This is a genomic window from Psychrobacter sp. 1Y4, assembly GCF_051847555.1.
This window is the reverse complement of the sequence record NZ_JBPYDE010000006.1, coordinates 106,777-118,913: the sequence shown is the minus strand read 5'-3', so window position 1 is coordinate 118,913 and position 12,137 is coordinate 106,777. Positions and strand designations below refer to the sequence as shown.

Here is a 12,137-nt window from a genome sequence, read left to right as displayed (position 1 = left end):
CGCACTTATAAAAATCAAAGATTTTTAAAAATCTAATGCTATTCTTTAGTATTGCTATCAGTATTTAGTGGTTTACGAGCGTCCAGATTCAAGCTTTCGTCATCAGCGGTAGTGATTATAGTATCCGTTTTCTCAGCAGAATTAGCTGGTTTATGCGACTGGATAACTTGACGACGCTCTTGACGATCATCCAAGATAATGCGCTGTGAGGCATTATCTAAGTCCTCAAATTGATTGGATTTTACGGCGTAACGAACAGCCCAAATAGCTACCACGAACAGCATCAAGCTTAGTGGAATCAATAAAAATATACTGAGCATGGCAAACCTCTTGAATAGCCGCTTATTCTATTATTATACACTTATCGCAAGTGTAATAAATTTAACTTTATGATTGAAATTTATGCAATGAAATCTGCATAGCTTTGAGATACCTAAATCATTAATCAAAGGTTTTAACCGCATTACCTCGAGGGGTTAATAATTGTTGAATACTAACGTCTTCTGCAAGCCGGCAGTCTAATTGCGGGCGCAAGATATCACGTAGGTAGGCAGCTATTTCATAAACAGCACGTCTTGAATGGCTCAAGTTTTGTGCAGGCTCCATCCAATCAAGTGACACAGGTAATGGCGCGTTTATAGGCGTACTATTGACCCCATTTAAAGCAAATTGTCTGCGAGCTCGCGCCATATGGTAATTATCGGTGATAAGGTACACATGGTATAAAGGCACACGCTTGGCAGTAAACCGAGCGTTTTCACAGGTGTTCATACTGGCATTTTCGCTAATGGGTTCATCGATACCATGCTCTATAAGCCATTGACTCATCCAAGGTGCCTCAGCGCCACTGATGATAATAGGTAGGGGCAAGTCATGATAGGCAATGGCAGCAGTACGGATACGGTTGAGACTATAACCATTGAGAATGATTTGGTTACTATTGTCGTTAGTGAGACCGCCGCCAAGGACAACGTAGGCAGAGGGTGGTGAGCTCATAGCATCAGCTGGTATGGCAGGTAGCGTTAGATGATCGAACACATAAACGACTGCGCGAGAAAATAGCGGCGTGAACAGACTAACGAGTATTAATATGATGGCCGTCGAACCCAATAAGAAAGTTATATTGATAATACGGAACAACTTAATCATGCGTTCAGCGGAACGTAAGTAGTGGCGAGATAGCCTATGAGACCATGAACGCTTAGACCTCATGCTCACCATATCCAACTGTACCATCAGCATTAACCCAAACCGGCTCACGAGCTAAAGTGATAGCAAACTTTTCATAGATATAGTTTATGATATGGTTTTGGGCAGCTAACACATCAGCTTGAGTGGCTTGATAGGGACTATGATTGGTAAGGACTAACGCTTGTTTTTTATGAGTAATGATGGGTTCAATACCACCACCTTTTAAGCCCGCTTGCTCTATTAACCAGCCTGCTGCAACTTTAACTGTCGCATCTGGCATCGGGTAGCCAACGATATTAGGGTAGATGCTCTGTAATGATGTAAACAGGCTTAGATTGATTATAGGGTTTTGAAAAAAACTACCACAATTGGGAAGCTGCGCCGGGTTAGGAAGTTTTTGTTGACGAATATCGATGATAGCATGCATTACATCGACAGGCGTCAATTGTCCGCGTCCTTGCAGCTTGGCATAGTGTTGAGCCACTGTCTGTACATCACCATAGCTTGCCAAAACCTTTGTCGCATCAGTATGCAAACGAAAGCCCACCCGGCTAATCAGCCAAGTATTTGGTGTGCGCTTAAAAACACTATCGCGATAACCAAACTTACAATCAGTAGCAGTAAGATGATGCCAAGTTTTGGTCGGTAAATGATAAGCGCGAACATACTGCAGGGAGTCCTCTAACTGCACGCCATAAGCACCGATATTTTGCACAGGAGCTGCCCCAGTGAGGCCTGGTATCAACGCTAAATTTTCTAGCCCGTACCAGCCTTGATTGACGGTATGAATAACCAGATCATGCCAGTTTTCACCTGCCATCACTTCAATATCGACATGATCTTGGGTCTGATCGATAAGGATAATACCACGCATGTGTGGTCGTAATACGGTCGCTTGCAGTTGCGTGGGCAATAAGACGTTGCTACCACCAGATAGCACAAACAATGAGGAATTAAGTTCACTATCGTCTGTATAACTTGCCATAAAATGGTCTAGCTGTGCCTCGCTTGTCAAAGTCACTACAGTGTCAGCGATGCAAGCGAGCGCCATTGTGTTGGCGTAAGACAGATCATGCAAGCAATCGTACTGAGCATTAGGAGCATGGTGCAAATCTGTAGTCATAACACGACCTATTAGACAAATAAATAAAAAACATCAAAGCAGTAGCCAGGTATAAGCTAGACTTTAATACGCTGGCTATTATAAGGGATATACGGTATAAAAGCAGATAAAATGCTTAAGTTTTAGTGCTTGGTATCGTGATGCTGAGCAATCTAAATCTCCCTTACATGGCTTTCCAGCTTTCAATCCATGCTTTGGCGCTCGATTCAACACGTTCAATGACGTCTTCAAAATCATCTCCATCACCCTTATAAGGATCTGGAACGTCGTCGCCGCCATAAGTAGGATCTTCTTCGCTAAATAATGCCAATTTAGCTAGAGGCGCTTGCGATGTATTATTAATACTATCTTTTAATGCTTGCAGGTCAGCCAAGTTCTGAGCATCCATTGCTAGAATCAAATCAAATTCGCGAAAATCATCAGCATTTATCTGCCGTGCAACTAGCTTACTAATATTATAACCGTGACCTTTAGCGTGACGCTGAGATCGGACATCAGGAGCATTACCAATGTTCCAATCACCTGTACCTGCTGAGTCTACCTTGATAGAGAGTCCTGCAATGGCAATCTGTTGACGAAAAATTTCCTCAGCAGTTGGTGAACGACAAATATTACCTAGGCAAACCAATAGAACAGAAGATGGAGCGGAAGCTTTTACCAGCATAACATGACCTTTTATGACAAAAATGCTCTATAAGACCCATATGAAATGTATGGCTTATTAGCATGTCAATAAATAAATAAGTGAGGGCTAATTTATAACAATAACCGGCGGTTACTCTTGCAAATTTTAACGATTTTACTTGAAGACTATTATTATTTAGCGTGGCTTGATAAGCGTAACGATTAACGTCACAAACAACAAGCACACAGAGTCATCAACAAGCTTTGTTAATCTTGTTGATGTTTAAAGCGTTGTAAATCACGGCGCTGCTTTTTGTTGGGTTTATTATCAGGACGTGCAAGGTTGGCAAGTTTGCGCTGTTCAGCGTAGTAGGCACGGCGCTCTTCGCTCTCTTCAGTCTCTGAATACAACACTTGGGCAGCAGTTGCGTTGCCACGTTGCGCAGTTAATGCCTCGACGATGACGGTCTTTTCAGTCATAGCAGTGGCCGAGCCTTGCCTGATACTCAGCTCATCTCCAACCGTAATCTCCTTGCTCGTTTTGACACGGCTACCTGCATAATGCACACGCCCACTTTCGATCGCTTCTTTGGCAAGCGTACGAGTGCGATAAAACCGCGCTGCCCACAACCATTTATCGAGCCGCATACGCACAGTATCAGGTTTGCTGTGACTGGGCTGATTATGGTTTTTATTATGTTTACTCATCAAAACCTCATAGATATCAACTAAGTAAGATAATAATGGTGTTTTTTTTACAAATTAAAAGAGTAATGGTCTAAGTTAACATTAGTTACACCATTGTTTTTCACATGGTATACCATCGTGGTTACCGTCCATTTTTGTATTTGGGCAGTTATTTGTAAAGTATGTAGCTTCTGCGCATGAGGTCATCTGAGAGCAATGCTTTCTGCCATCGCATGAGAAGCTTGGTGCTGCTGGCTGTGACGTTAATACTGGACTTGCTGCCAAGATTGATGATGAAGTTGAATCCAAATCAACGTACGTTGGTGGTATATTATCAAGGTCATCAGATGTGAAAGCCACGCCAGTTGATGTATTAGTCGCAGTATTAGATATAGGATTATTCGTGAAATTTTTAGGTTGAAGGACTCTGTAGCCTACCATTGCTAATGTCAGCAATACAGCGATCATCAATATTTTCTTTATCACTGCTCAATACCTATTAATAATATTTACCATAAATGAACGCTATAAGTTCATCAATGGTAGTTTTTCAATCGATTAAAAACCACCATTGATACTAATAACTTGTGTCTATTTTACTACTTTAAAAACAACTGATAGCCGATATTGTCGTTTAGCATCGTACAGTCATAACCGATATCGAGTAGGGCGTCTTGTAATTGACGAGAGTTGCTCTCAGAAGCTTGTAAGCCGACCAACACGCGACCTTCGGCGGCGCCATGATTACGGTAATGGAAAAGCGTAATATTAAAGTCGTCGCCCAGCTTTTCTAAAAATGTCAATAAAGCCCCCGGGCGTTCAGGAAAGGTGATTTTTAGCAACTGCTCGTTTTCAACATGAGCATGACCGCCAATCAGATGACGAATATGCGATTTGGCGATATCGTCATCAGTTAAATCATGTGCTGTATAGCCGTCAGCCGTCAGTTGATTGTTAATCGTTTGACGTTCTCTCTCACCTTCTTTTAAGGCAATACCAACAAAGATTGAGGCAGGCTCCATTGAGTCTGGTGATTTTTTGCTATCAGCGCGGTAATTAAACTCAGTAATATTTCGTCCATGCAGACTACGGCAGAAGTTTAAGAAAGCACCAGTCTGCTCAGGGATAGTGACACCAAAGATGGCTTCTTTTTTCTCCCCGATCTCAGTACGTTCAGCGATATAACGTAGGCGATCAAAATTCATATTGGCACCGCAAATGATACCAACGCAGTTTTTACCTTGTAAATCATTGGCTTCAATATACTTTTTCATACCAGCGACTGATAATGCGCCAGCAGGCTCAACAATACTACGGTTTTCTTCAAAAATATCCTTAATGGCAGCGCAGACTTCATCGTTGGTACAGGTCACAACTTCAGGCTCGACAATCGGTCCTGAACGATCGATTTTTTGCGTACGTACGACGTCAAAAGGCAACTCACCAATTTGAGCAACTGCCACCCCATCGACGAACAAGCCAACTTGCTCAAGTCTGACTCGCTCGTCTGCTTCAAGCGCCGCTTTGAGAGATGCTGATTGTTCCGCTTCTACGGCGATGACTTTGACATGGGGAGCCACTTCACCCAAAAATGCTGCAACGCCAGAAATCAAACCGCCACCGCCTACCGCAACGAAAACATAATCCATATTGCGCCACTGCTGCGTCAGCTCAAGTCCGATAGTACCTTGGCCGGCAATGACCAATTCATCATCGTAAGGTGGGATAAAAGTTAAGCCTTCACGCTCAGCACGATCAATTGCATAACGGTTGGCTTGATCGAAGCTGTCGCCGTGCAAGTCGACATTACCGCCAAGCGCTTTCACCGCATCGACTTTGATATCCGGTGTGGTCGTTGGCATAACGATGATGTTGTTCAACGCTAATTTGCGTGCAGAGTAAGCAACGCCTTGCGCATGGTTGCCTGCTGAAGCGCAAATGACGCCGCGCGCTTTTTGCTCATCGCTTAATTGACTAATGCGGTTATAAGCCCCGCGCAATTTAAAGGATTTAACCGGTTGTAAGTCTTCACGTTTAAGTCGAATATCATTGGTAAAACGCTGGGTCAGCTTGGGTGCAGCCTCAAGTGGCGTTTGAATAGCAACGTCATAAACCGTGGCTTGCAAGATGGCTCGTACCCAATGAGATAGCATAATATTCCCTAAACAAGTAATGAATGAAGATAAAAACGAAATAGATTAGCCTATGCTGATTTTGGCTATCTTGCAAGACTCAATTGCAAGTTTTACTCAGAAATTGACGCTATATTCATGTCAAATAATGAATCATTCCGAATAGTGCAATAAAGCAAGGACTCAATGAGAATTGGTATTACGCTAACATCGAATAAAATCATCGGTTATAATAGCCGCGCATTTTACCTTTTTATAGTGTTAAGTTTATTTTGCCAAGGATTTATGATGAGTGATCAGCAAGCACAAAAGCAAGCCGCAGCCAAAGCTGCTCTAGGTTATATTGAAGATGACATGATACTTGGAGTAGGAACGGGCAGTACGGTCAACTGTTTGATTGAATTATTGTCTGCCTTAAAACTTGCTGGTGCTGTTGCCAGCTCACAAGTGACCGAAGATAAACTTCGCGCTTTGGGTATCGAGATTGTCGATCTAAACTTTGTCGGAACGCTTGATGTCTATATCGATGGTGCTGATGAAGTTAATGAACATCTACAGTTGATCAAGGGTGGTGGTGGAGCACTCACACGTGAAAAAATCGTCGCCGCAGCGTCTAATAAGTTTATCTGTATGGTCGATGAAAGCAAACGTGTAGATATATTGGGCCGAGATTTTCCAGTGCCGATCGAAGTGCTGCCGCAAGCACGTTCGTATGTTGCGCGTCAACTAGCAGCTTTGGGCGGTGAGCCTGTTTATCGTGAGGACTTTGTCACAGATTATGGCAATGTGATTTTAGATACTTATGATTTGGATGTTAGCAATCCAATCGCTCTTGAGAAAGAGTTGAATAATATCGTAGGCGTGGTGTGTAATGGTATTTTTGCGGCCAACCAAGCAGATGTATTGCTAAAAGCGGGTAGTGATGGCGTGACGACATTGACTCGTTAAAAAAGGCTCGTTGAATACTCAACGAGTTACTAATGGTAGACCAAACACTAAAAAGGCAGAACACTATAAATGTGCTCTGCCTTTTTTATGGATAATATCTGATTAATAGTTTGCTTAGTTATCTATGTTAGTCGTCTATGAAGGCAACTTGATTTTATCTTTTAATAAAAATTCCATCAAAGCTTTTTGTGCATGTAGGCGATTTTCTGCTTCATCCCATACTACTGAGCGTGGATCATCGAGCATATCGTGAGAAATCTCTTCGCCGCGATGGGCAGGTAAGCAGTGCATAAACACCACTTCAGGATCGGCCTTATCCAATAGCGACGGTGTCACTTGATAAGGAGCAAAACGACGCGCGCGAGTATTTTGCTCGGACTCTTGCCCCATACTTGCCCAAACATCAGTGACGATTAGGTTAGAATCTTTTGCGGCATCTTGAACATTTTCAACCAAGCTGACACAGTGAGAAAAGCGCTCCATTAATTTAGGATCTGGCTCAAAACCGTACGGCGCTGCGACACGTAGCTCAAAACCAAATTGATTAGCGGCTTGCATAAATGATGAGCACATGTTGTTACCGTCACCGACCCAGGTGACGATTTTATTTTCAATACTGCCGCGATGCTCATAGTAAGTTTGCATATCAGCGAGCAGTTGACAGGGATGAAACTCATCGGTTAGAGCGTTGATAATTGGGACGCCTGAGTACTTGGCAAAGGTTTCAACCTTTTCATGACCAAAGGTGCGAATCATTATAATATCGACCATACTTGAGATTACGCGAGCTGAGTCTTCTAACGGTTCGCCGCGACCAAGCTGCGTATCGTTTGGCGACAAAAAAATAGCGCTACCGCCAAACTGCCCCATACCCGTCTCAAAGGAGATACGCGTGCGAGTTGATGACTTCTCAAATATCATACCAAGCGTACGTCCGACAAAGGGCTGATATATCTCGCCTGCATGCTGCATCTTACGCAGCTCGCTTGCACGTTTGATCAGGTTTTCTAGCTCTTGTTTGGTTAAATCAGATAAGGTCAAAAAATGGCGCAAACTCATAGCAGTCCTAGCAGTCGATCACAGTCAATGAAACGTTATCAGCCGTCAATGGCGACAGTCAGCTTTAAGCTGTAGTGACAACAAACTTTTAGTATAGCGTAATTACTTTCAATGTAAACGCCAAATTTCGATAACCGTTGGCAGTCAGGTAGTGGGCCTGTAGCAGTAGGTTAAGCAAGAATACAGCTGCCCTATGCCCGCTTAGGACGAGCACTCAATCTACATAGTAGCTCGTAGCCAATCGTGCCTGCATGACTGGCCACTTCATCAACATGTGGCATGGTACCCCATAACACAACTTTGCTATCAAGCGCGATATCTACAGGAGCTGCACTCAAATCAACCACAATCATATCCATAGCAACTCGTCCACGGATAGGACAGTGGTAGCTTATATTACTATTGGCATCGACAATACAAACATAAGCATCGTCGCTAATGACACGTGGATAGCCGTCTCCATAGCCGATACTGACGAGAGCTGTCCTAGTGTCTTGCTTTGCAGTCCAGCGGCTGCCATAGCCAATGGCTTCACCAGTATTGACTATATGCATCGCCATAATACGAGCACTAAATTCCATCGCAGGTCGTAGGTTTAAGTCATCAGCTGATTGATCGATGACAGGGGAGCTACCGTACAGCATGATACCTGGACGTACCCAATCATGATGGTGTTCAGAAAAGTTTACTATGCCTGCAGAGTTACACAACGAGCCTTCGACATTTGGGGTTATATGCTGTTGCAAATACTCCAACATGTCAGAAAAGCGCTGTATTTGAGTGGCGTTTAGCGGATGGTCACGATCATCAGCATTGGCAAAATGTGTTGTAAGAATAAGTTGATAACCTGCATCGTGTAAACGCTGTGCCGCTTCTATAATTGTCTTTTCATCAAAACCTAAGCGATTCATACCCGTATTGTATTTTAGCCAGACCTGACGCGCTGGGCTATCCTCGGCTGGGATGTTCTCTAGTGCCCAGTTTAACTGAGGTGTGTGGTGAATCACGCAGCTGCAAGCATTATCGATGGCTTGCTGCCATTCATCAGCGCTAAATACCCCTTCGACTAGGCCAATCGCCTTATCCCAGCCCAATTGCCGTGCCTCTAATGCTTCAGTAAAGGTTGCCACACCAATACCATCTGCTTGATTTAATGCTGGCAATACAGCGGCCACGCCATGACCATAAGCGTTGGCTTTTACCATCGCCAGTACTTTAGCACCAGGCGCACGTTGTTTGACTTGAGTTAAATTGTGAGTAAGAGCAGCAGGGTCAATAGTAATGTTAGCGGTGCGCATAGTTCATTTCTTTATTAGTGTTTGGACGTTAGATAGTAGTTATAAATAGCAGTTGTAGTCAATCCACTATAAAAATGATACAGCAAGACTGGTATATGTTTTTCGCAGCCTCTGTCAGCGTAGACACAGCAAGCAAGAAAAATTTATACCAGTTGCGCATCACGTTACAGCGTAACGATTTTATAATAAATTGATAGTTGTTAATTTGATATTATTCATCGTCAAAAGTCACCCCTTGATAGTACTCAGGGGTCAGGTTGATAAAGCGGGTAAATTGACCCTCAAAACCTAGTCGTATGGTACCAATAGGGCCGTTACGCTGCTTACCAATGATGACTTCAGCCACACCTTTATGGTCTGAGTTTTCATTGTAAACTTCATCACGATAAATGAACATAATCAAATCGGCATCCTGCTCAATTGCACCAGACTCACGCAGATCAGACATGATCGGACGCTTATTGGGCCGATTCTCTAGGCTTCGGTTCAGCTGCGATAGAGCAATGACTGGGCATTCAAGCTCACGTGCTAGAGCTTTTAGGCTACGAGAGATTTCCGATATTTCTCCGACACGGTTACCATCAAGACTGGGGACTTTCATCAATTGTAGATAATCGACAATGATAGCGCCAATCTTACCATCATGGTTTTTTGCAATACGGCGGCAACGTGAGCGCAGCTCTGATGGTGGCAGTGCAGTACTGTCATCGATATATAAATGTTTGGATTGTAGATGCTGAATGGCATTCATCATCTTTGCCCATTCATCTTCGTTCATTTGTCCTGAGCGTAGATTGGTTTGATTAATCGCGCCCCACGAAGACAACAGACGCATGACGATAGATTCAGCGGGCATCTCCATAGAAAATACCACAACAGGCAGGTTTTCGTTAAACAACACGCCTTCTGCCAGGTTCATTGCAAAAGTGGTCTTACCCATAGACGGGCGTGCGGCGACAATGACCAAATCGCCCGCTTGCAGGCCTTGAGTTTTGTTATTTAGCTCAGCGAATGGGGTTTGCAGTCCAATCATACCGTCGGGATTGGATTTGAGCTCTTGGATTTTATCAATTACGTTAGTCAATACTGAGGTGATACCGACAGGTCCGCGCTGCTCAGCACGTTTGTTATGCTGCTCGTTGATACTAAAAATTTTACCTTCAACACTATCTAAAATATCACTAACGCTTTGATCTTTTGGGTTATATGCTAGAGTCAACATGTCGTTGCCAGTGGTAATAAGTTGGCGTAGAGTTGACAACTCTCGTACACGCTGAGCGTAGGCGGTAAGATTAAATAAGGTCGCTGGACTTTGGCTTAAAATGTCAGCCAAATAGCTGTCACCACCAGCAGTTTTGAGCAGCTTTTGAGCCTCCAGCCAGTCATGCACCATGACAGTATCATAAGGCTCATTTACCGCTGCTAAGTGAGCAATGGCATCGAATATGTGCTGATGACGTCCTGCATAGAAGTCATCTTTGGTGACGATATCAGCAATCTTGTCATAGGCCTCTTCAATACTCATCAAAGAAGCCAGCAATGCTTTTTCAATATCTATATTGTGCGGAGGCTGCTGATTGAGTAAATCGTCGGTTTTACTGGTGTCTGCCATGTGTACCTAAGTATATATATGAGTTGATGTATTGATAAGTTCATGCCTCTAAAAAAGACACAAGTATTGTGCTTGCTATGGACGTCGCATTAGACGCTATATTATAAAATGGCGCATCCAGCATTAAGAGTAAGTACCATAAAATAAGCTTCAAATAATGCTACAATCAAAAGCGAAATTCTAGCACATTATGATTACCATAAGACTGTTTATAGATACTTTTCTCTATCTTTGTCAGGCATATAACGGGTATATTTGGTAGGTATTACCATTATCCAAATGATTAACAGATATATATAAAATACGGTAAAATCAAATAGTTAAATAAAAATAAGAGGTGGATGTATGAGTCAAAAACAACCCTTATTAATCACCACAGGTGAGCCTGCTGGTATCGGGATGGACGTGGTTTTGTTACTTGCACAAGAAGGTAAGCTACAAAATTTTAATCGACCAATCTGGATCACAGCTGATGCCAATGCTATGCAGGCACGTGCAGAGCAACTACTAACTACTGGCGCACTAAAAAGCTGTCCAACTTGGCAAAGTATTACAGTGACTCCATCATCAATGACTGATGTAAATAATGCGGATTTTAATGTAGCAAATAATGCATTCTTATTGTTGGATGTACCTTGCCCTGCACCTGTGCGGGCAGGTCATATTAACACCAAGAATGCAGCAATGGTCGCCAAGCAATTAGAAATCGCTCATCAACTTGCAACAAATGAAACGGTAGCCGCTATCGTTACTGGACCGTTACAAAAATCTGCGTTAATTGACGTCGACATTAAACTTTTAGATGGCATGATGTTTAGTGGGCATACCGAGTTTTTTATGCAGCAAAGTGGTTGCAAAAAAGTAGTCATGATGCTGGCCAATCAGGCAATGAAAGTTGCGCTGGTGACCACTCACTTAGCGCTAAGAGATGTCCCTGCCGCTATCACCGCAGACAATGTCCGCCAGACAGTGCAAATTGTACTTGATGATATGCAATCGAAATTTGGTATGGCGAGTCCACGTATATTAGTTTGCGGGCTCAATCCACATGCGGGTGAAGGTGGACATCTAGGCATGGAAGAGATTGAAATTATCAATCCAGTATTACAAGAATTTATTGCCGCTGGCGTAGATATCTCTGAGGCCATGCCCGCCGACACGTTGTTTACCACTAGACATCTGAATAATTGTGATGCGGTGATTGCTATGTATCATGACCAAGGACTGCCTGTGTTAAAGTCGCATGGTTTTGGCGATACGGTTAACTTAACACTAGGATTGCCTTATATTCGCACCTCAGTCGATCATGGTACAGCGCTGGACTTGGCAGGTCGCGGCGAGGCAAGTGCCACAAGCTTGTATCAAGCATTAATCATGGCGAATGAAATGGCTGATAAATCATTGACTACATCATAAATGCGTAATTTAGCTCAGGGCTAAAATGCAGCCAGATTATAAGCTAT

11 protein-coding genes and 1 pseudogene are annotated in these 12,137 nt (G+C 43.2%); 2 read left to right on the top strand and 10 right to left on the bottom strand.

Annotated elements, in window-relative coordinates:
• Positions 1–38: 38 nt before the first annotated feature.
• The 7 genes and pseudogenes from ccoS to ilvA form a co-directional block, all read right to left on the bottom strand.
• Positions 39–320 carry a cbb3-type cytochrome oxidase assembly protein CcoS gene (ccoS, locus tag ACS8FC_RS06930; protein WP_439296270.1) on the bottom strand — a complete coding sequence of 94 codons (282 nt, stop codon included), beginning with the start codon at positions 318–320 and terminating at the stop codon, positions 39–41.
• A 121-nt stretch (positions 321–441) separates the two neighbouring features.
• Positions 442–1,212: a YdcF family protein gene (locus ACS8FC_RS06925; protein WP_439296269.1), complete on the bottom strand. Its 771-nt coding sequence runs from the start codon at positions 1,210–1,212 to the stop codon at positions 442–444.
• Positions 1,202–2,314, bottom strand: a complete 1,113-nt coding sequence (gene murB, locus ACS8FC_RS06920) for a UDP-N-acetylmuramate dehydrogenase (protein ID WP_439296268.1) — start codon at positions 2,312–2,314, stop codon at positions 1,202–1,204. The genes ACS8FC_RS06925 and murB overlap by 11 nt, the downstream gene beginning before the upstream one ends.
• A gap of 163 nt (positions 2,315–2,477) precedes the next feature.
• Positions 2,478–2,978: a low molecular weight protein-tyrosine-phosphatase gene (locus ACS8FC_RS06915; RefSeq protein WP_299220204.1), complete on the bottom strand. Its 501-nt coding sequence runs from the start codon at positions 2,976–2,978 to the stop codon at positions 2,478–2,480.
• A gap of 227 nt (positions 2,979–3,205) precedes the next feature.
• Positions 3,206–3,646, bottom strand: coding sequence for an RNA-binding S4 domain-containing protein (locus ACS8FC_RS06910; protein WP_439261531.1), 441 nt, complete (start codon positions 3,644–3,646; stop codon positions 3,206–3,208).
• An 81-nt stretch (positions 3,647–3,727) separates the two neighbouring features.
• Positions 3,728–3,865, bottom strand: a pseudogene (locus tag ACS8FC_RS06905) (excalibur calcium-binding domain-containing protein); the annotation flags it as partial.
• A gap of 359 nt (positions 3,866–4,224) precedes the next feature.
• Positions 4,225–5,778, bottom strand: a complete 1,554-nt coding sequence (ilvA, locus tag ACS8FC_RS06900; RefSeq protein ID WP_439261530.1) for a threonine ammonia-lyase, biosynthetic — start codon at positions 5,776–5,778, stop codon at positions 4,225–4,227.
• A gap of 267 nt (positions 5,779–6,045) precedes the next feature.
• On the opposite strand from ilvA, the gene rpiA reads away from it, so the two are divergent.
• A complete protein-coding gene (gene rpiA / locus ACS8FC_RS06895) occupies positions 6,046–6,705 on the top strand; it encodes a ribose-5-phosphate isomerase RpiA (protein WP_439296267.1) in 660 nt (219 codons plus the stop codon).
• A gap of 135 nt (positions 6,706–6,840) precedes the next feature.
• On the opposite strand, the gene argF is transcribed toward rpiA, so the two are convergent.
• The 3 genes from argF to dnaB all read right to left on the bottom strand — a co-directional run bounded on the left by argF (position 6,841) and on the right by dnaB (position 10,674).
• Positions 6,841–7,764 carry an ornithine carbamoyltransferase gene (argF, locus tag ACS8FC_RS06890; protein ID WP_439261528.1) on the bottom strand — a complete coding sequence of 308 codons (924 nt, stop codon included), beginning with the start codon at positions 7,762–7,764 and terminating at the stop codon, positions 6,841–6,843.
• A 191-nt stretch (positions 7,765–7,955) separates the two neighbouring features.
• On the bottom strand, positions 7,956–9,062 hold the full coding sequence (gene alr, locus ACS8FC_RS06885) for an alanine racemase (protein WP_439296266.1): 1,107 nt from the start codon (positions 9,060–9,062) through the stop codon (positions 7,956–7,958).
• Between the two features lie 211 nt (positions 9,063–9,273).
• Positions 9,274–10,674: a replicative DNA helicase gene (gene dnaB, locus ACS8FC_RS06880; protein WP_299220218.1), complete on the bottom strand. Its 1,401-nt coding sequence runs from the start codon at positions 10,672–10,674 to the stop codon at positions 9,274–9,276.
• Between the two features lie 345 nt (positions 10,675–11,019).
• On the opposite strand from dnaB, the gene pdxA reads away from it, so the two are divergent.
• Entirely contained in the window at positions 11,020–12,090 is a 1,071-nt protein-coding gene (gene pdxA / locus ACS8FC_RS06875; protein ID WP_439296265.1) for a 4-hydroxythreonine-4-phosphate dehydrogenase PdxA, read from the top strand.
• Positions 12,091–12,137: the final 47 nt, after the last annotated feature.